Genomic DNA, 23,191 nt, shown 5'->3' on the forward strand with positions numbered 1-23,191 from the left:
CAGCATTGTGCGATGCGCGCCGGCCTGCCCTCCCCCCGCGCCGCCCTGCTTGCGCTGGCGGCCAGCCTGCTCGCGCATGCGGCGCTGCTGGGTGGCGGCCGGGCGCGTGAGGACACCACCGTACAGCCGGCCCGGGCCATCAGCGTGGCTTTGCTGCAACCGCCGGCCTTACCCGTGGCCCCGCCGGAGCCCGCGCCGCCCACCTCGCCTTCGCCTCAAGCGCGCTCGACCCGTCCCAACCCCCGGCCGCCCGCCCCGGCCGTTGAAGCTCCAACCAAGGCACCGGACGCGCCGCTGCTGCGCCTGGCCGGGCCGGCCGCCTGGCAGTACCGGCTGCGCCAGGGCGGCCAGGACGGTGAGGCCCAGCTGGAGTGGCAACCCCAGGACGATGGCCGCTACAGCCTGCGCCTGACACGCCGTGTCGGCGAACGCACGCTGCCGGCCATGGAAAGCCTGGGCCATACCGGCAGCACCGGCCTCGCGCCGGAACGCTTTGCGCTGCAACGCGGCGGCCAGGACCGCCAAGCCATCAATTTCGACGCCGAAGGCCGGCGGGTCAGCTTTTCGGCCAGCCCGGCCCAGCTGGACCTGCCCGAGGGCACCCAGGACCGGCTGTCGTGGTGGTTGCAACTGGCCGCCCTGGTGCAGGCCGCGCCGACGCCGGGCGGACGCTGGCGCGTCTGGGTGGCGGGCCTGCGTGGCGAATTGCGTGAATGGGTCTTCGAGACCGTCAATTCGGCGCCTGAAGACGCCGGCATGCTGCATCTGCGCCGCCTGCCGCTCGGTGAACGCGACCCCGGCGTCGAGCTGTGGCTGGACCCCAACCGCGGCTATTGGCCGGTGCGGCTGCGCCAGGGCGACCCTGAAACGCGCGGTTTCGAAATCCGTCTGTCCGACGTGAACTCCTGACGCTTCCTACACGTTGTCAGCGCATGGGATGACCCGAACAGCGGGGCGTTCTGCCAGTATTAAAGCAAGCGGGGCTTGAAACGCCAGGCCCCACCCGCAGTTGAAGCCCTGAGGAGAACTCCATGCACATGCTCTACAACTCCGACAGCTTCATCGTCGTCCAGTTCGACGTGCCGCACATTGAACTGCAGGCGGTGGAGGCAGGGCCGCAGCTCAATCGCGGTGGTTTCGAGATCGTCGACAAGTTCGCCCGCAAGGAAATCTTCATCGAGGGCGCCCTGGCCGAATCCTTCCAGCAAGGTGTGCAGGCCCTCATCGACGACGGCGAGCCGTCCGAGGACGAACTCGACGAGTTCATCGAGCGCTACGCCGTGATGGGCCAGCAGCCGGTCGTGATGCACTGAACACTCTTGGGGGCCCAGATTGCATTGATCTGCCGCCAAGCCTGATACAAGATGGGTCAGCGCCAGCCGCAACAGGCTGAGCAAGGAGCCCATCGAATGGTGAAGCGAGCCGCCGTTGAGACAGCCTCCCGGGCACCTGCCCGCGTGCTGCCTTCGCCCGGCCTGGACAGCGCTCCGGTGCTGGACCGCATGTGCTCGCAATTCGTGCTGACGCTGACCGTCAGGCACGCCGGCCGCTTCAATCTGCGGCGCGACTTCAACGGCCTGCTGTCCTTCACCGGCCGCCACCTCGTCTGGCCCACCCGGGTGCTGCAGAGGCTGCGCGGCTATCTGGGCCAGCGCTGCGCCGGCAACGAGTTGTGGCGCGGCCACGAAGCCCTCGGCGACGAAGCCTTTCTCGAGCGCTTCGGCCAATGGAGCGGTCCGTTCTCCGAGGCGACGCTGTTCTTCTACCTCGACGAGTACGTCAAGGACGCGCCCAAGGACATGATGGCCCTGCTCGCGACGACCTGCGAGCACCTGGACCGGCAGTTGAAGCGCGAGTCGACACTGGTCGAGAAGAACATCGCGGCCCTTGGCACCCTGCTGCAGCTCAATCCCGCGGAGCGGGCCATCCTGCTCTACGGCACGCTGGCGAGATACCAGCGGGAGCTGCGCGGCGCCCTGGTCGAGTTCAAGGTCAACACGGCGCAGGAAGCCTTTGCGGCCATCGCGGCGGTCGCCGGCGTGGACGAGCGCGAGGTGGCCGAGGCCCTGCGCGCCGGTTCGCGCCTCGAGCGCATCGGCATGGTCGAGAACCTGATCTCCGAGCACAACATTACCGACCTGGCCGACCTGATGAAGGTCAGCGACCAGCTGCCGCCGGTGCTGATGCGCGAATACCAGGGCCCTCACGATTTGATGGCCGTGTTCACGCGGCCGGCCACGCAGAGCACGCTGGTGCCGTCTGATTTCCAGTTCGTCGTCGAAGACCTCGACCTGCTGCAGGGCCTGCTGCGCCGCGCCGTCGCCACGCATGCCACTGGCGTCAATGTGCTGCTCTACGGCCCGCCCGGCACGGGCAAGACCGAACTGGCCAAGGTGGCGGCCACGGCAGCGGGCCTGGACCTGTACGAGGTCGAGTACGCCGACCGCGACGGCAATTCGCTGTCGGGCCGCGACCGCTACCGCTCGCTGCAGATCAGCCAGGTCTTCCTGAAGGCCAGCGCCAATGTGGCCCTGCTGTTCGACGAGGTCGAGGACGTCTTTCCGCCACTGTCCAGCGACACGGCCTCGCTGCTGAACCGGCTGGACGCCAGCGGCGAAGGCGGCGTCGGCAACTCGGTCAGCGGCAAGGCCTGGGTCAACCAGATCCTGGAAACCAACCCGGTGCCCGTCATCTGGGTCACCAACCGCATCGAGCAGATCGACCCGGCCTTCCGGCGCCGCTTCCAGTACCACCTGGAGCTGAAGTCGCCGCCGCCCGGCGCCCGCAAGGGCCTGGTGGCCAAGGCCCTCGGCGAGGTCCAGGTCAGCGAAACCTTTGTTGCCAAGCTGGCCGAGCGCCCAGGCCTGACGCCAGCGCAGATCCGCACCGCCGTGCGCTTTGCCCAGTTGGCCGGTGCGGCCGATGACGCCGAGAAACTCATCGAACGCCAGCTGCTGAACGCCGACAAGGCCCTGGGCCGCGACGACGGCGCCAGCCTCGCCCGCCCCTGCGTCACCAGCTATGCGCTGGAATTGCTGAACTGCGAAAGCCGCTTCGAGATCCCGCGCATCGTCGAGGCCCTGCGCCGCAAGGGCCGAGGCCAGCTCTGCTTTTATGGCCCGCCCGGCAGCGGCAAGACCGCCCTGGCCGAACACATCGCCCAGGCCCTGAGCCGGCCATTGATGGTCAGGCGCGCCAGCGACATCGCCAGCAAGTTCGTCGGCGAAACCGAGCAGAACATGGCCCGCATGTTCGACACGGCGCAGACCGAAGGCGCCGTGCTGCTGCTGGACGAAGCCGACAGCTTCCTGCGCAGCCGCAAGCATGCCGAGCGCAACTACGAGGTCAGCGAAGTCAACGAGATGCTGGCCGGCATGGAGCGCTTCAACGGCCTCTTCATCTGCACGACCAATCTCTTCGACGACCTCGACGAAGCCGCGCTGCGGCGCTTTGCCTTCAAGATCCGCTTCAAGGCCTTGAAGCCCGAGCAGCGCTTGACGATGTTCGAACGCGAAGCCGGGGCCGCGCCGACCGACGAGCAGCGCTCAAGGTTGGTAGCGATGGACTGCCTGACGCATGGCGACTTTGCCGCCGTCCGGCAGCAGGTCGAGATCCTGGGCGAGGCGTTCGCGCCGGATGAGTTCTTGGCTCAGCTGGAAGCCGAGCATCGCGCCAAGCCCGAGGTGCGTGAGCGGCGCGGGATCGGGTTCAGGGCGACTTGAAATAGTAGGTCGTCGAGCAGAAGGGCCCGTCGGGCATCAACGCATAGTTCGGGATATCGCCGGCGCGCTGCCAGCCCAATCTTTCATAGACCCGCGAGGCGTCGCTGCCCGTGACGGTGTCCAACACCAGCGTCGTCCTGCCCAGCTCACGCGCCTTGGCCTCCAGCGCCTTCAGCAGCCTCTCCGCCAGCCCCTGGCGCCGCGCACGGCGATGCACCAGCATCTTCGAGACGTCCGCTCGATGCGGCTGGTTGTCGGGCATGTCGATGACGAGGGACAGCGTGCCGCAAATGCGGCCATCGCCGTCCTCGGCAACGAAGAGATGGCGCTGGCCGGCCGCGACGTCGGCGGCGACCTTGCGCCAGAAGGCCTCCGGCCGCCCCTCTGCCAGCGGCAGCATGAAGCCCACCGACGCACCGCCTTCGACGCAGTCACGCAGCACTTCGGCCAGTTCGTCCACGCGTGCGGCGGCCTGTTCGCCGTCCAGTTCCATGATCGTGCTCATGTCCAGTTCCTTGCCAAAGCACACGGCCGCGGCGTTGCCCGCGTAGCCGCCGAAGTTCGGGATGCGCCGGTAGCCATGCCGCTCGTAGAACGACACCGCGCGCAGGTTCACGGCGCGGGTTTCCAGCCACAACGCGCGATAGCCCAGTCCCAGAGCAGCCCGCTCCAGGTGAGCGAGCACCGCCGCGCCAACGCCGCGCGAGCCCGGGCGCGCATACATGCGCTTGAGCTCGGCCACATCGCCCTGCAGTGGACGCAGGGCCCCGCAACCCAGCGGCTGGCCATCTTCGCCGCGTGCCATGACGAAACGGCTGCGCGGGCCACGCACGTCGCCGGCCGCAAAGCCGCCGCGGCCACTGTCGCCGGTGATGGCCTGCAGCGCGTCCGACAGGGCGTCGATCAGGCGGCGGGCGTCTGCGTCATCCGGGTCGACGGCCGCGATGCTCAGCGCCATGGCGTCGCTCCGGTGAGGGCGACGAGGTAGCGCGCCGGCTGGGTTCCAGGATTGTGGAAACGGATGGGCGCGTCCAGGCGCATGGCCAGGCAATCGCCCGGGTTCAGCTCCCACTGCTCACTGCCGTGGCCGATCTGCATGACGCCGTCGATCATCCAGACCAGCTGGTGGATGTCGGCGTCACGCTCCGAGGTCTCGAAGGACACGTGCTGGCCGGCGGGGAAGACGACGTCCACCAACTGCAGCGGTGACACGTCTGGAGGCGACACATTGCGGCGCACATAGCCCGAGGCCGGGTCGCTCCAGATGGGTTGGTCCACCACCCGCGCCAGCGGCGACGGTGCAGCGGGCGGCGCACCGGCCTCGAACATCGACGCGACGCTGACGCCCAGGGCCGAAGACAGCTTGTCGAGGACGACGGCCGTCGGGCTGCTCTGGCCGCGCTCGATCAGCGAGATGTTGGAGCGGCTGACGCCGCTCTTCTGCGCCAGCGCGTCCAGCGACAGGCCGGCGGCCGCGCGCAGTTCATGAAGGCGGCGGCCAATGCGTTGCGTGATATCCATGCATTCCAGTTTACTGGAATTTCTCTTTTACTGGAAATTGCATCCATCAAAATGGAATGGCGCGCTCCACGGCACGGCGCCAGGCCGGGTCAGGCCAGCGCCGCCCGAGGCGCCAGGCGGCATGGGTGAGCTTGATGACGTGGGCATCGTCCTGCTCGCAGGCAGCGGCGATCAGCGCAGGCCAGGGGCGGCTGGGCGGGCGGTCGAGCGTGAGAGCCAGCTCGGCCCCGCTGGCCAGCAAGCCGGCCGCGGCGGCGACGCTGAAGCCGCGCGCCAGCTCGGGCGCTGGCCACCAAGGTTCCAGCACGACAAGCGCGTGACTGCCGGTCAGCAGATGCAGCACGGTGAAGTTGCCGGTCGCCGCGTAGGTGCGCGCGGCCAGCAGGGCCAGCTCGCGCAGCGTGTCCGGCCCGTGGCGCAAACGCCCGGCCACCGCTGCGAAGTCCGGCGTGTGCCCCCAGGCTTCCATGCGATCGGTGATCAGGCTGCCGGCCGGGTAGGCGGGCCGCGGCAGCTGGCGCAGCGCATGCAGCCAGTCGGCCAGCTCCAGCCGCGGGCCGTCGGCCGTCGTCGGCAAGGGCAGGAAATGCGCCGCCCAGTGCGCCAGGCCCGTGGCCAGCTCGCCCTCGTGGCCGGCCAGCACCGCATGGCCGGCACGGATCAGGCCATGGAAGGCGATGGCCCCCGCGCCGGGCAGCAGCAGCGGCAAGGCCTCGCGCAGCGTGGCGGCGCTCCCTGTCAACGCGATGCGGGAGGCGAAATGCGCCTGCCATGCGGGCTCGCTGTCCGGCCGCCCCAGGTCACGGTCGACAGCAACGCTGGCCGGGCGGGCGCAGACACGCGGCTCGAGATGGGCTTCGTAGGCCTCCGTCCAGGCCTGCAACCGGGCGGCCGAGGCGCCCAGCTCCAACAGGGCCTGCTGGGCCATGGGCAGGTGGTTGCTCAGGCGGCCCCGGTAGGTGGGCGACAGCGCCACCCCGGCGTCGAGCAGGTGGTGCAGCTGGGCGAGGGTGGCCGGAGCCGGCGTTGCGGTTTTCATCAGCATGAGCAGCCTCGGTTGTGGGAATATGGCGCCATGCTCGAAGTTCAAGTGGACTTGAAGTCAAGCCCCGATCCCGCGAAAGCACCGCTGTCCATCGGTCAGCTGGCCAGGCGCGCCGGCGTGGCGGCCAGCGCGCTGCGCTTCTACGAGGCCGAGGGCCTGATCGCCGGTAGTCGCAGCAGCGGTGGCCACCGCCAGTACCCGCGCCATGTGCTGCGCCGGGTGGCCTTCATCCGCGCCGCCCAGGTGGTGGGGTTGACGCTGCCGCAGATCAAGGCGGCCCTGGCCACGCTGCCCCAGGGCCGCACCCCCACCAAGGCCGACTGGGCGCGGCTGTCGGCCGGCTGGGCCCCACTGCTGGACGAGCGCATTGCCGCCCTGCAGCAGCTGCGCGAGCGCCTGACCGGCTGCATCGGCTGCGGCTGCCTGTCGCTGAAGGCCTGCGCCCTCTACAACCCCGAGGACGTCAAATGCGCCGAGGGCGCCGGGGCGAGGCTTCTGCGCATCGAAACCGGCTGTTGACCCTTATGCGACGCCCGCATATCACTTCCCGGTGAAAATCCGGGGGTTAACCCGCCAAACCGTCCGCCGAAACGACCGACATGAGTGCCTTCCACGAAGAGACCGTCCTGACCGTCCACCACTGGACCGACCGCCTGTTCAGCTTCACGACCACGCGCGACCAGGCCCTGCGCTTCTCCAACGGCCACTTCACGATGATCGGCCTCAAGCTGGAGACGGGCAAACCGCTGCTGCGCGCCTACAGCATCGTCAGCGCCAACTACGAGGAACAGCTGGAATTCCTCAGCATCAAGGTGCCGGAAGGCCCGCTGACCTCGCGCCTGCAGCACATCAAGCCGGGCGACAAGATCATCGTCGGCCGCAAGCCCACCGGCACGCTGCTGATCGACTACCTGCTGCCGGGCAAGAACCTCTATCTGCTGGGCAGCGGCACGGGCCTGGCGCCCTTCATCAGCATCGTGCGCGACCCTGAAACCTATGAGCGCTTCGAGAAGGTCATCCTCGTGCACGGCGTGCGTCATGTGAACGAGCTGGCCTATCACGACCATGTCAGCGTGGACCTGCACCAGCACGAGTTCCTCGGCGAGTTCGCCAGCGAGCAGCTGCTCTACTACCCGACGGTCACCCGCGAGCCCTTCAAGAACACGGGGCGCATCACCGACCTGATCCAGACCGGCAAGCTGCAGGCCGACCTGGGCCTGCCGCCGCTGAATCCCGAGACCGACCGCATCATGCTGTGCGGCAGCCCCGAGCTGCTGAAGGACATGCAGGCCATGCTGGAGGTGCGCAACTTCAAGGAAGGCAGCACGACGACGCCCGGTGACTACGTCATCGAGCGCGCCTTCGTCGAGAAATAAGGCGTTGGCGGCTCAGCCGCCCAGCCCCAGCCTGATCGCCGCCCATGCGGTGCCTGCGTAGAGCAGCAGGCAGGCGGCAATGGCTGCCGTGGCCCAGGCCGGTGACGTGAACACCGCGGCCATCATCGGCTCGCGCAGCGTTGCAGGCAGCAGGGTGGCAATGACCGCGGCTGGTGCTTCCGCCACCAGGCCCACACCCAGCCAGAAGCCGGCGGGCTGGGCGCGCAGTCTGGCCCAGGTACTCACATGCCCTTGAAGAGGTGGGTGTAGCTGCGACTGACTTCGAGCTTCTCGGTCAGTCCCTTGACGCCCACCAGCTGGCGGCCGCGGAAGTCGCGCGTGATGCCGTCGATGGCACGGGCATTGACCAGCGTGGAGCGGTGGATCTGCCAGAAGACCTGCGGGTCCAGCTCGTCCACCAGCTCCTTGATGGGCTTGCGGATCAGGGCCTCGACCTTGGCCGTCTGCACCCGCGTGTATTTCTCGTCGCTGATGAAGAAGAGCACGTCCTCGACCGGGATCATCTGGATGGCCTGGCCGACAGTGGCCTGGATCCACTGCAGATAGGCCGGCTTGCCCGTCGGGTTCATCTGGCCGGACAACTTGTGCAGCAACTGCTGCAGCGGCACCGGCGCGCTGTCGCTGAAGTCGGTTGCAGGGCCCTCGCGCTGGGCCAGGCGCTTCTTGATGCGGGCCACGGTCAGCTGCAGGCGCTCGCGCTCGGCGGGCTTCAGCACATAGTCGGCCACGCCCTGCTCGAAGGCCTCGACGGCATACTGGTCGTAGGCCGTGATGAAGACGATCTCCGGCACCAGCCAGTCATCGTCGTCAGGCAGCTGGGCGATCTGGCGGGCCGCCTCGACGCCAGTCAGGCCCGGCATGCGGATGTCGAGGAAGACGATGTCAGGCTTGTGCTCCTTCGTCAGCTCGACAGCCTCAAGGCCGTTCTTGGCCTCGGCAACGATGTCCAGCTCGGGCCAGACTTCGGTCAATCGGGCGCGAAGCTGTTCGCGCATCAGTCTTTCGTCGTCGGCCAGAACGGCGCGGATGGGTGCATTGCTCATGGCCGACGATGCTACTAGCTCAGACCGGCGTCGACTTGGCCGTGTTGGCGCGACTGCGGTTGCGCAGCACGACAAAGAGCAGCAGGCCGAGCAGGATCAGCGGCGAGCCCAGCACGGCGCCGACGCCCAGCAGGCTGGCGACGACCAGGGTCAGCACGCCGCCAACGATGACCAGCGGCAGGGCCACGCCGAGCAGCAGCACCAGCGGCAGCACGACGACGCAGACGATGCCGGCGACGAACAGACCGATGCTGGCGCCCAGCCAGTCGCCGAAGTCGCTGCCGCCGAGGAAGATGTCGCCGTCGTCCAGCACGATGTGCATGTCCGGGCCGCCGTGGTGGTGCAGCAGCGCGAAGCCGCCGAACATCGCCACCAGGACCATCAGCGCGGTGCCGATGAAGAGGATCTTGAACAAGGTTTTCATGCTGAGGCTCCTTCGTCGTTGCGGCTGCGATAGGGCACGGTGATCGTGACGACCGTGCCACTGGGTTGGTTCTCGGTGACGGTGACGCTCGCGCGGGCGCCGTGCAGCAGCTGCAGGCGTTCGCGGATGTTGGCCAGGCCCACACCGGTGCCGCTGGTAGCGGCGCGGCCGAAGCCCAGGCCGGTGTCGGCGACCGTGACGGCCAGCTTGCCGTGCACGATCTCGGCCTTGACCTTCAGGCTGCCGCCTTCGGCCTTGGGCTCCAGGCCATGCTTGATGGCGTTCTCGACCAGGCCCTGGATCATCATGGGCGGGAATTCGGCGGACAGCAGGCCGTCGGGCACGTCGATCTCGGTCTGCAGCCGCTCTTCCATGCGCACCTTGAGGATCTCGAGATAGGGCCGGATGACGGCCAGCTCACGGCCCAGGTCGCGGGTGGCGGTGGCGTTGGCCTCGCGCATGGTGGGCATGGAGGCCCGCAGCAGCGCGATGAGGTTCTTCTGCATCTGGCTGGCCCGCGGCGGGTCGACCTCGATGAGGTGGTCGATGCTGGCCAGGGTGTTGAACAGGAAGTGCGGCTCGACCTGGGCCTGCATGGCGGCCATGCGGGCCTCGATGACCTGGCGCTTCAGGGCCTCGCTCTCGGCGTTCTCGGCGGCCTGGGCGGCCTTGACCTCGGCCTGGATGCGGCCCTTGTACATGGCCTTGATGACGGCCGAGGCCAGGATCCACAGGATGGCCAGGTCGACCAGGGAGTCGCCGGCATGCACGATGGTGACGCGGCGGCGGCTCTGGGCGTCCTTCGCCTCCTCGGCGGCCTGCTGCAGCGCGGCCTGGGCCTCGGCGGCAGCCTCCTGGGCGTCCTTGACCTCCTCGGCCTCCTGCTTGAGCTGGCTCAGCTGCTCCTTGGCCTGGTCGATGGCGGCACGGATGTCCTCGGGGCGGGCGCTCTTGGGGAAGTCGAGGGAGATGGCCGGGGCCGGGTCGGCCTTGGGCTCGCCGTCCTCGTCGACGGCGCTGGCCGCCGAAGCCGGGCGCACCGGCTGGATGCGCACGCCGCGCTCGTCGATCTTGACCTCGTAGTGGACGCCCTTGTCGCCTTCCTTCTTGCCGGCCTTGTCGACGGCCTTGCGGGCCTGCTCGACGGCCTTGCGGGCTTCGGCCTCGGCCTTGGCCTTGCGGCGCTCGGCGCCGTGGTCATGGTCCTCGACCTGCTCGCTGATGCGCCAGGTGAAGGGGGGCAGGTTCTTCAGCACGTTGACGCCGATCAGCAGCGCCAGCGACAGCAGCACGAAACGCTTCCAGCTGATGCCGACCAGCCAGCCGGCGTAGATGTGGAAGTAGCGCACCACCGCGGCGGAGAAGCGCTGCCAACGCTCGATCCAGAGCTGCTGCTGGGGGCTGGGGGAGAAGGAGGGAGTCATGGCCGGTTTGTCGTCGTTGGGGCCACTGTAAGCAGGCGGGCCAGGCGCCGTGGGGCCGAAGCGACACGCCGGCCGGGGTGGGGGACGAACTGCATGGGAGCGCGACAGTCCGCGCGGCCGGCCGTGACAGGGGTGTGAAGGTCGCGGGATTGGTTCACGGATCGCCCAGCAAAAAGCCCGCCAGAGGCGGGCTTGGAGAGGGAGGGCAGTGGGTTTACTGCTTGATGGCCTCGACCTGGACCAGCAGGCGGATGGCGTCCGGCGTGACGGCCGGCAGGGCGTAATTGATGCCCCACTGGCTGCGCTGGATGGTGGTCTCGAAGTCGCCGCCGCAGACCTCGCGCTTCAGGCGCGGGTTCTCGTAGCAGTTGAAGCCGGTGGCCGTCAGCGTGACCGGGTTGGTCTTGCCACGGATGGTCAGCTCGCCCGAGACGCTGGCCACCTTGTCGCCGTTGAACGTGAACTTGTCGCCGACGAACTTGGCCGTCGGGAACTCCTCGACCGCGAAGAAGTCCTTGCTCTTCAGGTGGCCGTCGAACGGCGCCGTGCCGGTGGAGAGGGAGGTCATGTCGATGGTGAACTCGACCTTGCCGGTCTTGGCGGCCTTGTCCAGCGTGACCGTGCCTTCCTTCTTGTCCCAGCGGCCGCGCAGCGTGCTGGTGCCGAAATGCTTGGCTTCGAAGGTGACCGCCGTGTGGCTGGGGTCGATGGCATAGGTGGCGCTTTGGGCTTGAGCGGCGCCAACGGCGGCGATCAGGGCGGCGAGCAGCAGGGCTTTCTTCATCGTGGAGGTCTCCGGGGGGGTGGGGAAAAGAGGTGGGAGGTTACAGGCCAGCGAAAGACAACTTGAACTTGACGGTCACATCGTTGGCCACCATGGAGGTATCGGCCCATTCGCCGTCACCGATCTTGAAGTCCAGGCGCTTGATGGCGACGCTGCCGGCAGCCACGCCGGAGGCCAGCGTGATGGGCACGACGACATCACGCGCGGCGCCCTTGATGGTCAGCTTGCCGGCCACGTCGTATTTGCCGGGGCCGGTGGCCTTGATGCCGCTGGACACAAAAGTGGCCTTGCCGTTGCGCTTGGTGTCGAACCAGGGCGTCTTGGCGAGTTCGGCGTCGAAGCTGGGATCGCCCAGGGACACGCTGCCCAGGTCCACCGTGAAGGCGATCTTGCCGGCCTCGGGCTTCTTGGCGTCGAAGTCCAGCTGGGCCTCGAACTTCCTGAACTTGCCGTCCACCGGCACGCCCATCTGCTTGAAGGTGAAGCTGAGCTCGCTCTTCTCGGGTTGCAGCGTGGCGGCCTGGGCAGCCAGGGCGCTGGTGGCGATCAACAGGGCAGACAACAGTCGTTTCATGGATTCCTCTTTCAGGCGCGGCCGACACCCATGCGGGCAAGCAGGCCGTCACGGTCGACGAAATGGTGTTTGAGGGCCGCGGCCACATGGGCAACGACCAGCAGGCCCAGGCCGTAGGCGGCAAGGTGATGGACCTGCTTCAGCGTCTCGGCCAGTTCCTTGTCCTTGCCCACGAAGTCGGGCAGAGGCAGCACGCCGAACCAGACGATGGGGAAGCCCGCCGCCGAGCTGTAAGCCCAGCCAGACAGCGGCACGGCGAAGAACAGCACATAGAGCAGCTGATGAGTCACATGGGCGGCGCGCAACTGCCAGGCCGCCATGGGGATGTCGGCCGGCGGGCGGTGCGTCAGGCGCCACAGCAGGCGCAGGGCCGACAGGGCCAGGATGGTGACGCCGGCCCATTTGTGCCAGTTGTAGAGCTTGAGCCGCGTCGGCGAGAACGGCAGGCCGGTCATGTACAGGCCCACGCCGAAGGCGCCGACGATGGCCAGCGCGAGCAGCCAGTGCAGGGCGATGGCGACGGGGGTGTAACGGGTGGTGCTCGTCATGGGCATGCAGTGTGTTCCTCGCTGACCGGGGTTCGGTTCATGGCCCTTGTCGCCAATATTCAGCGATTTTGAACACTTCCATCCCTCAGGGGTCAATCCTGTTCAGCGTGGGACAGGTTTTCGACCCACGAGGAAGACGCCGCCCAGCACCAGCACCGTCCCGACGGCGATCCAGGCATTCATCGGCTCGCCGAGGATGAAATAGCCCATCAGCAGGGTGCTCATGGGGCCCACCATGCCGACCTGGGAGGACAGCGGCGCGCCGATGCGGGCGATGGCCAGCATCACCATCAACACCGGCGCCACCGTGCAGGCCGTGGAGTTCAGCAGCGACAGCCACAGCACCGGCTCGGGCACCGCGAAGGCCGACAGCGGCTTCAGCACCAGGAACTGACCGATGCACAGCGCACAGGCCACGCTGCTGGCCAGGCCGGCCAGGCGCATCGAGCCCAGGCGCTGCACCACCTTGCCGGACAAGGCCAGATAGATGGCATAGCTGACGGCGCTGGCGAACACCAGGGCCGCGCCGATGGCCGTGCTGGCGCCCTCGAAGCTCAGCTCATGCGCAAAAACGGCGACGACACCGGCATAGCTGATGGCCAACGCCACAACCTGGCGCGCCTGCAGCTTGTGATGGAAGAACAGCACCGACAGCAGCAGCACCAGCGTCGGGTTGAGATACAGGATGAGGCGCTCGAGGCTGGCCGAGATGTAGGCCAGGCCGGCGAAGTCCAGATAGCTGGCCAGGTAGTAGCCGGTGAAGCCCAGCACGGCAATGTCGCGCCAGTCCTGCCGGGTCAGCGCCGGCTTGCCCCGCCCCGCCCACCAGGCCATGGCCAGGAAGAAAGGCAAGGCCAGCAGCATGCGCCACATCAGCAGCGTGACCGCATCGACGCCGTAGCGGTAGGCCAGCTTGACGATGATGGCCTTGCCGGAGAAGCCGATGGCGCCCAGCACCGCCAGCAACAGGCCGGGCCAGAGCGGCCGAGAAGAAGGGGGCATGACGCCCAGTCTAGGTGGCGCATCCTGCGCCTGCCGCGAAGCTCAACCGCGTGTGGCGGCAAGCATCTCGTGCACGTCGTGGCACATGACGGCGAGGTAGGCGGCCAGCACGAGGTAGTAGGTCGCGTACTCCCATTTCACGGCTGCCGGCACGGCGTAATAGGTCTGCGCCTCGACGCTGTCGCTGCGATGCTTCCAGGCCTTGACGAGCTGGGGCCAGGCCATCAAGGCCATCAGGATCAGCATGGGGCTGGGCCGCCAGAAGAACAGCGCGACGAGCAGCGGTGCGCCGAGCAGCCAGATGCGCGGCGACAACACGGCCGTGATGCGGCCACCGTCGAAGGGCGAGATGGGAATCAGGTTGAAGAGATTCAGGAAGAAGCCGCTGTAGGAAACGGCCAGCAGCCAGTCGGCACCCCAGCTGCGCGCCATCAGATAGGTGACCGTGGCGCCGACCGTGCCGAGCATGGGCCCGGCCAAGCCGACGAAGGCCTCGGTCTGCGCGTCGTGAGGCATGTCCTTCAGCTCCACCCAGGCGCCGACGAAGGGGATGAAGGTCGGCGCGCCGACGTTGAGCCCCTTGTAGCGCGCGGCGATGAAGTGCCCCATCTCGTGCACGAAGAGCAGCGCGATGAAGCCCGCCGCATAGCGCCAGCCATAGATCCAGGCATAGACCACCAGCGAGATCAGCATGGTGCCGCCGGTGGTCAGCAGCTTGCCGAGCTTGGCGCCCGACAGCAGCAGTGCAATAAGCTTGAGCATCAGGCGGCGGGCTTGTCCCGCTTGAAGAACTTGGTGATGGCGGCGCCGAAGCCGATGACGGCGATGAAGATGAGCTTCGCGAACTTGGCGACGAAGGCGAAGATGACGGCGAGCAGGCCGAGCTTCTTGGCGCCCACGCCGACGACCAGGGCCGCGAGACCGTACTCGGCGACATGGTCGGTGGCGGAGTTGAAGTCCTCATAACGCTTGCCCTTGTCGAATTCCAGCGCCCCGAGCAGGGCCTTGGCGTCGGGCTTCTGGGCCGGCAGGTCCTTCAGGTCGGTGATGAAGTTCAGGCTCAGATAACCCTCGCGACCCAGGGCGTAGGTGTTGTAGTTGACACCCAGGTTGGCATTGCTCGGCGCGCCCTTCTCCTTGGAGCTCATGGCCCAGACGAGGCGATGCTGCGTGGCTTCATAGGCCGGCGGTTCGGCCCAGCCCGTGATCTCGATGGGCGCCACGCCCATCTTCTTGCGTTCATCGTTGCTGGCCTCGGTGCCTTCCTTGTAGCTGGCCAGCAGCTCGTCGGCCTTCCATTCCTTGGCGTCGCCGTCCTTCACATAGCCGGAGGCGATGTAGCGCAGCGTGGCAAACCATTCGGCATCGCCCTTGGGGAAGATCAGCCCGGCCAGCTCCGTGTGCTGGCCCGGGTTGCCCATGGCCGTCAGCAGCTTGCCGGCCTGAGGCTGGGGGATGAAGACACGGTCGGCAGGCAGATGCAGCATGGCCTGGCCCGCGATGGCGACGTCGGCGGGTCCCGTCTTGGCGACGGCCTTGGCCTCGGCCCAGGCGGGATTCTCCGGCGGCGCGTCAGCGGCGTGGGCCAGGCCGGCGCACAGGCCAAATGCAGCCAGCAGGCCGCGCAGCATGGTCTTCATCGTTGTATCTCCCTGTGGAAAGGGCCGCAGTCTAGGCAAACCACGGGCATGGCCCATTCAGGGAATGCCCCGCGACGGGCAGATTCACAATCCGCGTCACAAAACCAGGGAGTTCGACATGGCCATGATCCCCAAGACGCGCCGCCCGCTGGCTGCCGCGGCCTGCCTGCTGCTGATGCTGGCGGGCAGCGGCTGCTCAACGCCCAAGCTGGTCGTGACCCCACCCCTGTCCTGCGACAGGCCCGGCAACAGCTGCGTCAGCGAGCTGATGCAAGCGCTGGACGACTGGAAGGAGGCCTACAACGCCCGCGATCCGCAACGCTTGCAGCAGCTTTATGCGCCGGGCGCGCTGATCACCGACGATGAATACATCGCCGTGCCGCTGGACGGCAGCGAGTTGCCAGTGTTCTTCGACCAGATGGCGCAGCGGCCGACGGCGCGCATGCGCTGGATCATCGGCAATCTGCAGCTGTTCGGCGAAACGGCCGTGCGCTCCGGCGAATACGAGTTCATCGAGCAGGTCGACGGCGTGACGAAGGAAAAGCCGGCGCGCTACAGCTTTGCCTACCAGCGCGTCGACGGCCGTTGGCTGATCGTGCTGCAGCACTCCACGCTCAGACCCTGAACGAAAAAGCCCCGCGGCTGCGGGGCTTGCGTGAGGCTGGGGCTGGATCAGACCTTCGCGATCAGCGCGTCCCACTTGGCCTTGGCGGCCTTCTCGTGGCGCTCCTTCACATGGCCGTAGCCGCGGATGTCTTCCGGCACGCGGGCCAGCTCGACGGCGGTGGCCAGTGACTCAGCCGTCAGGCCGGCCAGGGCCTTGTCGACCCCGGCGCGGTAGTCGCCAATCCAGCGGCGCTCCATCTTGCGCTCGGCGGTGTGGCCGAAGATGTCGAAGGCCGTGCCGCGCAGGCCCTTCATCTTGGCCAGCAAACCGAAGGCCGGGCGCACCCAGCTGCCGAAGGGCTGCTTCACCAGTTCGCCCTTGGCGTTCTTCTTGGCCAGCAGCGGCGGCGCCAGGTGGTGGACCAGCTTGTAGTCGCCCTCGAACATGCCGGCGACCTTGTTGATGAAGGCGGCGTCGGTGTGCAGTCGGGCGACCTCGTACTCGTCCTTGTAGGCCATCAGCTTGAACAGATAGCGGGCGACGGCTTCGGTCAGCGTGGTCTTGCTGCCCAGCTTGGCTTCGGCAGCGCGCACCTTGTCGACGAAGGCCTTGTACTCGGCCGCATAGGCGGCGTTCTGGTAGCCGGTCAGGAAGTCGACGCGCTTGGCAACGATCTCGTCGACGCTCTGGCGCTTGACGAGCTGGATGACGGCCTGGGCCGCGTACAGCGACTGCACGCTCTTCAGGTCATGCGCGCAGCGACGGCCCCATTCGAAGGCGATCTTGTTGTTGTCGATCTGCACGCCGTTCAGTTCGATGGCACGCATCAGCGCGTCATAGCTCAGCGGGATGCGGCCCTGCTGCCAGGCGTAGCCCAGCATCAGCGGGTTGGTGTAGAGCGAATCGCCCACCAGCTTGACGGCCACTTCCTCGGCGTCGAAGGAGCCGAGATGGTCGCGGCCGACGGCGTTGCCCACGGCCTGCTCGCAGGCGGCGCCGGGGAAGCTCCAGTTGGCGTCGTTCACCAGCGTCGCCGTCGGCGAGCCATGCGTGTTCAGCGCCACATACGTGCGGCCCTCGCGCATGACGGCCAGCGTGGCCTTGTTGGCAGCCACGATGGCGTCGCAGGCGATGACGAGGTCGGCCTCGGCCGTGCCCACCTTCGTGCAGTAGATCGCCTCGGGTTCGTTGGCGATCTGGATGTGGCTCCACGTGGCGCCGCCCTTCTGGGCCAGGCCCGCGGCATCCTGCGTGATGACGCCCTTGCCTTCCAGATGGGCCGCCATGCCCAGCAACTGGCCGATGGTGATGACGCCCGTGCCACCCACCCCACCGACGACGATGCCCCAGGCCTCTTCGGCATTCGGGATGACCGGCAGCGGCAGCGGCGGCAGCGCGGCGTCGAAGGGGCTCTTGCGGCTTTCCTTCTTGGGCTTCTTCAGCTCGCCACCCTCGACGGTGACGAAGCTGGGGCAGAAGCCCTTCACGCAGGAGTAGTCCTTGTTGCAGGTGTTCTGGTTGATCTGGCGCTTGCGGCCGAAGTCGGTCTCCAGCGGCTCCACCGACAGGCAGTTGGACTGGATGGAACAGTCGCCGCAGCCCTCGCAGACCAGCTCGTTGATGACGACGCGCTTGGCCGGGTCGACCATCTTGCCGCGCTTGCGGCGGCGGCGCTTCTCGGTCGCGCAGGTCTGGTCGTAGATGATGGCCGTCGTGCCTTCGATCTCGCGGAACTGGCGCTGGATGTCGTCCAGCTCGTCGCGGTGGTGCACCGTGACACCGGGCGCCAGGGCCACGCCCTCGTACTTGGCCGGGTCGTCGGTGACGATGACCAGCTTCTTGACGCCTTCCGAGATCACGCTGTTCATGATCTGCAGCACCGTGTGGCCCTCGGGGCGCTCGCCCACGGTCTGGCCGCCGGTCATCGCGACGGCGTCGTTGTAGAGGATCTTGTAGGTGATGTTCACACCCGCGGCGATGCTCTGGCGGATGGCCAGGCTGCCGCTGTGGAAGTAGGTGCCGTCGCCGAGGTTGGAGAAGATGTGCTTCTCGTCGGTGAAGGGCGCCTGGCCCGTCCAGGGCACGCCTTCGCCGCCCATCTGCGTGAAGGTGGCCGTGTTGCGGCCCGGCATCCACGTGACCATGTAGTGGCAGCCGATGCCGCCGACGGCGCGGCTGCCTTCCGGCACGCGGGTGGACGTGTTGTGCGGGCAGCCCGAGCAGAACCACGGCGTGCGGTCGGCGCCGCCGGCCGTCTGGGTCTCGGCCAGCAGTGCGTTTTCCTTGGCGTCGATGACGGCCAGGCGGGCATCCAGGCGGGCCACGATGTCGCTGTCCACGCCGAGCTTCTTCAGGCGCTTGGCGATGGCGCGCGCAATGATGGCCGGCGTCAGGTCGGCCTGCGGGCGCAGCAGCCAGTGGTTGCTGGGGTTGGGCACGCTCCACTCGCCGCCCTCGCCGCCGTCACCGGCGTCGAACTTGCCGAGCACATTGGGGCGCACGTCGGAGCGCCAGTTGTAGAGCTCTTCCTTGACCTGGTATTCGATGATCTGGCGCTTCTCTTCGACGACCAGGATCTCCTGCAGGCCCTTGGCGAAGTCACGCGTGATCTGCGCTTCCAGCGGCCACACCACGTTGACCTTGTGCAGGCGGATGCCGATGCGACGGCAGGTGTCGTCGTCCAGGCCCAGGTCGTGCAGCGCCTGGCGGGTGTCGTTGAAGGCCTTGCCACTGGTGATGAGGCCGAAGCGGTCGTTCTTGCCCTCGATGACGTTGTAGTTCAGCTTGTTCGCGCGGATGTAGGCGAGGGCGGCGTACCACTTGTAATTCATCATCCGCGACTCCTGCTCGAGCGGCGGATCCGGCCAGCGGATGTGCAGGCCACCGGCCGGCATCTGGAAGTCTTCCGGCAGGATGATGTTGACGCGGTCGGGGTCGACGCTGACCGAGGCCGACGACTCGACGATCTCCTGGATGGTCTTCATGCCCGCCCACACGCCCGAGAAGCGGCTCATGGCGAAGGCGTGCAGGCCCATGTCCAGGATGTCCTGCACGCTGCTCGGGAAGAAGGTCGGGAAGCCGACGGCCTTGAAGACGTGGTCGCTCTGGTGGGCTGCCGTCGAACTCTTGGCGATGTGGTCGTCGCCGGCGATGGCGATGACGCCGCCGTGCTTGGACGTGCCCGCCATGTTGGCGTGCTTGAACACGTCGATGCAGCGGTCCACGCCCGGGCCCTTGCCGTACCAGAGGCCGAACACGCCGTCGAACTTGGCCTTCTCGGGGAAGAGGTCCAGCTGCTGCGTGCCCCAGACGGCCGTCGCGCCGAGTTCCTCGTTGACGCCCGGCTGGAAGACGATGTTCTGCTTGGCCAGGTGCTTCTTGGCCGCCCACAGCGCCTGGTCATAGGTGCCCAGCGGCGAGCCGCGGTAGCCGCTGATGAAGCCGGCGGTGTTCAGGCCAGCCATCGCGTCGCGCGTGCGTTGCAGCATGGGCAGGCGCACCAGGGCCTGCACGCCGCTCATGAAGGCACGGCCGGAATCGAGGGCGTACTTGTCGTCGAGGGAGACGGTCTGCAGCGCCTTCAGGATGTGTTCGGGCAGCGGGGCGTTCATCGGTGAGAGCTCCTGGATGGCGACCCGTTCGACCTGCCCTTGTGAGGCGGCCGCGCGGGCCATGGGCCAGTATGGCCGGACCGGGCAGTGTAGGGAAATGGTCGGGAGCAGTGCTTTCTCATTTGCGCTCCAAATCGAGTCAGCCGGCAATTTCCTTTCTTGAAGATGCAAAATTCGTCTGAATTGCATCGCCACTTCGCCGATCAGGGCAAACCATGAGCACTGAAGACGCCACCCCGGAAGCCCTTGACCGCCACCACATCGCCATCCTGGCCGAGCTGCAGGCCGACGCCCGCCTGTCCAACGCCGAGCTGGCCCAGCGCATCGGCCTGTCGGCCGCGCCGACCTGGCGGCGCGTCAAGTGGCTGGAGGACCAGGGCTACATCACCGGCTACCGCGCCGAGATCGACCGCCGCAAGCTGGGCCTGGGTGTGCTGGCCTTCGTGCGCGTGGACGCCGAGCGCAGCGCCGGCGCCGCCACCAAGCCGCTGGAAGACGCCATCCGCCAGCTGCCCGAGGTCATCGCCTGCCACTACATCTCGGGCGCCGGCACCTTCGAGCTGCAGGTCATGGCGACGGACCTCGACGCCTTCTCGCGCTTCTCCATCGACACCCTGCTGAACCTGCCCAACGTCAAGGACATCCACACCAGCTTCTCGCTGGGCGAGGTCAAGGCCAGCGGCGTGCTGCCGTTGGGCCACCTCGACGCCAGGACGTGAACAGTCACGTCAGCTACCGCAGACTGGCACCGCAGAATCTGCGGTAGCACCGCTGGAGAACCTCTTGGAATTCGCACTGCTGCTGCTGGCCATCGCCGTGGCCGGCCTGATGGCCTCGTTGCACCGCGTCGAAAGGCGCCTCTCGCAGCTGCAGGCCGACCAGGCCCGGCTCATGCATCAGGCGGGCCTGCTCCACGGCACCGATCCCAGCGGCGAGGTCCGTGAACTGGCGCGGGATCCCAAGCGCCGCATCGACGCCATTCGCCTGTACCGCCAGCAGTCCGGCCTGGATCTGCGGGAGGCCAAGGCCGTCGTCGACGCCATCGCAGCCAAGGACTGAACCCGGCGCGACAGCGTCAGGCAAGGCTTGGCACCTGAAAGGGTTAGGCTAGCCCCATGGCGATGTCCCCCTTTCAACGCCTGAGCGACCTCTGGCTGGGCAGTGATTCCACGCAGCGCCTGAGGCTGCGTCAGACCTCGCTGGCCATGGCGCTGATGGTCATCAGCGTGGGCATGCTGCATTACGCGGTGCGGGTCTCCGGCCGCGAAGGCGGCCTGGCGATGTGGGCCTGGACGGTCTATGCCCTGGGCGGCATGGCCGTCATCTACGCGGCCATCCGCAGCGGCTGGTCGCTGCGCGCGGCGGACCCGTCGCTGACCCGCGAGCAGATCGCCTTCGCCATCAGCGCCGCGGCCCTCGGCTACGCGCAGGCCGGTCCTTTGCGCGGCGCCTGCTTTCCGGTGCTGACGCTGATCCTGATGTTCGGCATGTTCCAGCTGCGCGCCCGCAGCGCCTACGAACTCAGCCTCTTCGCCCTGGTCTGGTTCGGCGGCGTCATGGGCGTCATGGCCGTGCTCAGGCCCGAGGCCTATCCGCCCGCCGTCGAGATCGGCCACTTCGTCATGCTGGCCTGCATGCTGCCGGCCGTGGCGGTGCTGACCGCCCGGCTGAGCCGCATCCGCCGGCGCCTGTCGGATCAGCGCGAGGAACTGGCCCGCGCCCTGGCCCAGCTGCAGGCCATTGCCACGCGCGACGAGCTGACCGGCCTGCCCAACCGCCGCCAGATGCAGGCGCTGATGGACCAGGAGCTGCTGCGCGCGCTGCGCCACCACCACGATTTCTGCATCGCCCTCGTCGACCTCGACCATTTCAAGCGCGTCAACGACGAGCATGGTCACGCCGCGGGCGACGCCGTGCTGCGCGCCTTCGCCCAGGGCGGCCAGACCGCCATGCGTGGCACCGACGTGCTGGCGCGCTGGGGCGGCGAGGAGTTCATCGTGCTGCTGCCCGAAACCGCCATGCCACCGGCCGTGGCCGGCATGGAGAGGCTGCGCCAGCAGACGGCCGCGCTGCGCATCGATGTGGGCAGCGGCGTGCAGGTGGCCATCACCGTCTCCATCGGCCTGACCGGCCATCGCCGCAGCGAAACGCTGGCCCAGACGCTGGAGCGCGCCGACCAGTTGCTCTACAAGGCCAAGGCCGAAGGGCGCAACCGCACCTGCATCGACTAGGGGGCAGGGCGCCGCTGACGCTGCGCCAGAATGGGCCGATGCCATTGGTCTACAAGATTGCGAGCACCGCGGCCGAGTTCGAGGCCATCCACGCCCTCAACTACCGCACCTTCGTCGAAGAGATTCCCCAGCATCCGCCCAACCCGCAGCACCGGCTGGTGGACCGCTTCCACGACGAGAACACCTATGCAATCGCGCTGGAAGGCGACCAGCTGGTCGGCATGGTCGCCGGCCGCGCACGGCGGCCGTTCTCGCTGGATGCCAAGCTGGCCAACCTGGATGCCCACCTGCCCGAGCATCAGCAGGCGGTCGAGGTAAGACTGCTGGCGGTGGCACCGGACTGGCGCAAGGCCAGCGTGTTCGCGCGACTGGCGGGCGTGCTGGGGCGCGAGTTTCGCGACCAGGGCTGCGACCTCGCCGTCATTTCGGGCACGACGCGTGAGCTCAAGCTCTACGCCCATCTCGGCTTCCAGCCCTTCGGCCCGCGCGTGGGCAGCGGCGACGCCGTCTACCAGCCGATGTGGCTGCGCCTGCCCGACTATGCGGAGCGCGTCGCCCACCTGGAGCTGAGCGCCGGCGAAGAGGCCGCCTCCTTCCTGCCCGGACCGGTGCCGCTGTCGGCCGCCGTGCGCACGGCCTGGAGCGGCGAGCCAGTGTCACACCGCTCGTCGGAACATCTGCGGCGCGTTCAGCGCATCAGCGAGCGGCTGCAGCACCTGAGCAGCTGCGCCGGCGTCTTGCTGCTGCCCGGTGGCGGCACCCTGGCCAACGACGCGGTCGCGGGGCAGATCGCCCGGCGCGGTGGCACGGGCCTGGTCATCACGAATGGCGAGTTCGGCGAGCGCCTGGCCGACCATGCACGGCGCTGGCGGCTGTCGCATCGCACCCTGTCGCTGGGCTGGGGGGAAGCCATCGATGCGCGGCAACTGCGCACCGCGCTGGCCGAACAGCGCCCGGCCTGGGTCTGGGCGGTGGTCTGCGAGACCTCGACCGGCATGCGCAATGCGCCCGAACTGCTGCGCGAGGCCTGCGACGAGGTCGGCGCCGCACTTTGCCTGGACGCGGTCAGTGCCCTGGGCCTGCAGGCGCTGGACCTGAGCGGCGTCTGGCTGGCCAGCAGCGTCAGCGGCAAGGCCCTGGGCAGCTATGCCGGGCTGGCCCTGGTGCTGCACGACGGCCAGCTGGCATCGGGCGGCGACCTGCCGGCCGCGCTGGACCTCGGCGCCATCGCGCAAGCGGGCGGCGTGGCATCGACCCAGAGCTCCAATGCCGTGGCGGCGCTGGAGGCCGCGCTGAACATCGACTGGCCCGCGCATTGGCAGGCCACCGAAGCCGCGGATGCCGAGCTGCGCGAAGCCTTCCGGGCCATGGCCCTGCCCGCCCTGGTGGCTGCACCCCAGGCCCAACCTGGTGTCATCACCCTAGCCCTGCCGCCCGGCACCGATGCCCAGCGCCTGGGCCAGCGCCTGAACCGCGTCGGCTGCCGCATCGCCTTCCAGAGCGCCTATCTGCGCGAACGCAACTGGGTACAGGTCTGCCTGATGGGCGCCTGGAGACCCGCAGCCGTGGAGGTGCTTCCCGCACTGCTGAGGCGTTACGCCGGCACCATGGACTAGGC

The 23,191-nt window shown here is 67.9% G+C and carries 24 protein-coding genes and 1 pseudogene; 10 read left to right on the forward strand and 15 right to left on the reverse strand.

All coding sequences use genetic code 11. The features are described from left to right. The first annotated feature begins 12 nt into the window (after positions 1–12). The 3 genes from ACS5PN_RS10690 to ACS5PN_RS10700 all read left to right on the forward strand — a co-directional run bounded on the left by ACS5PN_RS10690 (position 13) and on the right by ACS5PN_RS10700 (position 3,722). The gene (locus ACS5PN_RS10690; protein WP_439463930.1) at positions 13–909 is read left to right on the forward strand and encodes a hypothetical protein; all 897 of its coding nucleotides are present in this window, start codon (positions 13–15) and stop codon (positions 907–909) included. A 122-nt stretch (positions 910–1,031) separates the two neighbouring features. Then, positions 1,032–1,313, forward strand: coding sequence for a BTH_I0359 family protein (locus tag ACS5PN_RS10695; RefSeq protein WP_439463931.1), 282 nt, complete (start codon positions 1,032–1,034; stop codon positions 1,311–1,313). 96 nt (positions 1,314–1,409) lie between these two features. Then, positions 1,410–3,722 (forward strand): ATP-binding protein, encoded by a 2,313-nt coding sequence (locus ACS5PN_RS10700; protein WP_439463932.1) that lies wholly within the window; start codon positions 1,410–1,412, stop codon positions 3,720–3,722. Here the strand turns inward: ACS5PN_RS10700 and ACS5PN_RS10705 are convergent. The 4 genes and pseudogenes from ACS5PN_RS10705 to ACS5PN_RS10720 form a co-directional block, all read right to left on the reverse strand. After that, entirely contained in the window at positions 3,709–4,227 is a 519-nt protein-coding gene (locus ACS5PN_RS10705; protein ID WP_439465557.1) for a GNAT family N-acetyltransferase, read from the reverse strand. The two genes, ACS5PN_RS10700 and ACS5PN_RS10705, sit on opposite strands and share 14 nt — an antisense overlap. Before the next feature lie 78 nt (positions 4,228–4,305). Beyond that, positions 4,306–4,680, reverse strand: a pseudogene (locus ACS5PN_RS10710) (GNAT family N-acetyltransferase); the annotation flags it as partial. Continuing rightward, positions 4,671–5,243: a helix-turn-helix domain-containing protein gene (locus tag ACS5PN_RS10715; RefSeq protein WP_439463933.1), complete on the reverse strand. Its 573-nt coding sequence runs from the start codon at positions 5,241–5,243 to the stop codon at positions 4,671–4,673. The pseudogene ACS5PN_RS10710 and the gene ACS5PN_RS10715, both read right to left, overlap by 10 nt. Before the next feature lie 46 nt (positions 5,244–5,289). After that, positions 5,290–6,288, reverse strand: coding sequence for a questin oxidase family protein (locus ACS5PN_RS10720; protein ID WP_439463934.1), 999 nt, complete (start codon positions 6,286–6,288; stop codon positions 5,290–5,292). Between the two features lie 30 nt (positions 6,289–6,318). On the opposite strand from ACS5PN_RS10720, the gene soxR reads away from it, so the two are divergent. Together soxR and ACS5PN_RS10730 are read left to right on the forward strand one after the other, a co-directional pair. Further along, the gene (gene soxR / locus ACS5PN_RS10725) at positions 6,319–6,807 is read left to right on the forward strand and encodes a redox-sensitive transcriptional activator SoxR (protein ID WP_439463935.1); all 489 of its coding nucleotides are present in this window, start codon (positions 6,319–6,321) and stop codon (positions 6,805–6,807) included. A gap of 80 nt (positions 6,808–6,887) precedes the next feature. Then, positions 6,888–7,664 (forward strand): ferredoxin--NADP reductase, encoded by a 777-nt coding sequence (locus tag ACS5PN_RS10730; RefSeq protein ID WP_439463936.1) that lies wholly within the window; start codon positions 6,888–6,890, stop codon positions 7,662–7,664. 12 nt (positions 7,665–7,676) lie between these two features. Here the strand turns inward: ACS5PN_RS10730 and ACS5PN_RS10735 are convergent, their stop codons facing one another. The 10 genes from ACS5PN_RS10735 to ACS5PN_RS10780 form a co-directional block, all read right to left on the reverse strand. After that, complete coding sequence (locus ACS5PN_RS10735; protein WP_439463937.1) at positions 7,677–7,910, reverse strand: hypothetical protein; 234 nt, start codon at positions 7,908–7,910, stop codon at positions 7,677–7,679. Further along, positions 7,907–8,728, reverse strand: a complete 822-nt coding sequence (locus ACS5PN_RS10740; RefSeq protein WP_439463938.1) for a LytR/AlgR family response regulator transcription factor — start codon at positions 8,726–8,728, stop codon at positions 7,907–7,909. Before ACS5PN_RS10740 ends, ACS5PN_RS10735 begins: the two co-directional genes overlap by 4 nt. Before the next feature lie 19 nt (positions 8,729–8,747). Next, a complete protein-coding gene (locus ACS5PN_RS10745) occupies positions 8,748–9,152 on the reverse strand; it encodes a hypothetical protein (RefSeq protein ID WP_439463939.1) in 405 nt (134 codons plus the stop codon). Further along, positions 9,149–10,576, reverse strand: a complete 1,428-nt coding sequence (locus ACS5PN_RS10750; protein WP_439463940.1) for a sensor histidine kinase — start codon at positions 10,574–10,576, stop codon at positions 9,149–9,151. Before ACS5PN_RS10750 ends, ACS5PN_RS10745 begins: the two co-directional genes overlap by 4 nt. A 214-nt stretch (positions 10,577–10,790) precedes the next feature. Then, complete coding sequence (locus tag ACS5PN_RS10755) at positions 10,791–11,360, reverse strand: YceI family protein (RefSeq protein WP_439463941.1); 570 nt, start codon at positions 11,358–11,360, stop codon at positions 10,791–10,793. 40 nt (positions 11,361–11,400) lie between these two features. Then, complete coding sequence (locus tag ACS5PN_RS10760; RefSeq protein WP_439463942.1) at positions 11,401–11,934, reverse strand: YceI family protein; 534 nt, start codon at positions 11,932–11,934, stop codon at positions 11,401–11,403. 11 nt (positions 11,935–11,945) lie between these two features. Further along, positions 11,946–12,482, reverse strand: a complete 537-nt coding sequence (locus ACS5PN_RS10765; RefSeq protein ID WP_439463943.1) for a cytochrome b — start codon at positions 12,480–12,482, stop codon at positions 11,946–11,948. Positions 12,483–12,584: 102 nt separating this feature from the next. Then, complete coding sequence (locus ACS5PN_RS10770; RefSeq protein WP_439463944.1) at positions 12,585–13,484, reverse strand: DMT family transporter; 900 nt, start codon at positions 13,482–13,484, stop codon at positions 12,585–12,587. A 42-nt stretch (positions 13,485–13,526) separates the two neighbouring features. After that, positions 13,527–14,246 carry a site-2 protease family protein gene (locus ACS5PN_RS10775; protein WP_439463945.1) on the reverse strand — a complete coding sequence of 240 codons (720 nt, stop codon included), beginning with the start codon at positions 14,244–14,246 and terminating at the stop codon, positions 13,527–13,529. Then, on the reverse strand, positions 14,246–15,124 hold the full coding sequence (locus ACS5PN_RS10780) for a DUF2167 domain-containing protein (RefSeq protein ID WP_439463946.1): 879 nt from the start codon (positions 15,122–15,124) through the stop codon (positions 14,246–14,248). Before ACS5PN_RS10780 ends, ACS5PN_RS10775 begins: the two co-directional genes overlap by 1 nt. A 118-nt stretch (positions 15,125–15,242) precedes the next feature. On the opposite strand from ACS5PN_RS10780, the gene ACS5PN_RS10785 reads away from it, so the two are divergent. Next, positions 15,243–15,749 (forward strand): DUF4440 domain-containing protein, encoded by a 507-nt coding sequence (locus ACS5PN_RS10785; protein WP_439463947.1) that lies wholly within the window; start codon positions 15,243–15,245, stop codon positions 15,747–15,749. Between the two features lie 47 nt (positions 15,750–15,796). On the opposite strand, the gene ACS5PN_RS10790 is transcribed toward ACS5PN_RS10785, so the two are convergent. After that, positions 15,797–19,342 carry an indolepyruvate ferredoxin oxidoreductase family protein gene (locus ACS5PN_RS10790; protein WP_439463948.1) on the reverse strand — a complete coding sequence of 1,182 codons (3,546 nt, stop codon included), beginning with the start codon at positions 19,340–19,342 and terminating at the stop codon, positions 15,797–15,799. Between the two features lie 215 nt (positions 19,343–19,557). Between ACS5PN_RS10790 and ACS5PN_RS10795 the strand changes: the two genes are divergently transcribed. The 4 genes from ACS5PN_RS10795 to ACS5PN_RS10810 all read left to right on the forward strand — a co-directional run bounded on the left by ACS5PN_RS10795 (position 19,558) and on the right by ACS5PN_RS10810 (position 23,189). Beyond that, positions 19,558–20,061 carry an Lrp/AsnC family transcriptional regulator gene (locus ACS5PN_RS10795; protein ID WP_439463949.1) on the forward strand — a complete coding sequence of 168 codons (504 nt, stop codon included), beginning with the start codon at positions 19,558–19,560 and terminating at the stop codon, positions 20,059–20,061. A 64-nt stretch (positions 20,062–20,125) separates the two neighbouring features. Then, complete coding sequence (locus tag ACS5PN_RS10800; RefSeq protein ID WP_439463950.1) at positions 20,126–20,401, forward strand: hypothetical protein; 276 nt, start codon at positions 20,126–20,128, stop codon at positions 20,399–20,401. 56 nt (positions 20,402–20,457) lie between these two features. Continuing rightward, positions 20,458–21,573, forward strand: a complete 1,116-nt coding sequence (locus ACS5PN_RS10805; protein ID WP_439463951.1) for a GGDEF domain-containing protein — start codon at positions 20,458–20,460, stop codon at positions 21,571–21,573. Between the two features lie 38 nt (positions 21,574–21,611). Beyond that, the gene (locus tag ACS5PN_RS10810; RefSeq protein WP_439463952.1) at positions 21,612–23,189 is read left to right on the forward strand and encodes a GNAT family N-acetyltransferase; all 1,578 of its coding nucleotides are present in this window, start codon (positions 21,612–21,614) and stop codon (positions 23,187–23,189) included. Positions 23,190–23,191: the final 2 nt, after the last annotated feature.

The sequence above is a fragment of the Roseateles sp. NT4 genome, from assembly GCF_051857475.1.
In the GTDB taxonomy this organism is placed as follows: Bacteria; Pseudomonadota; Gammaproteobacteria; order Burkholderiales; family Burkholderiaceae_C; genus Pelomonas.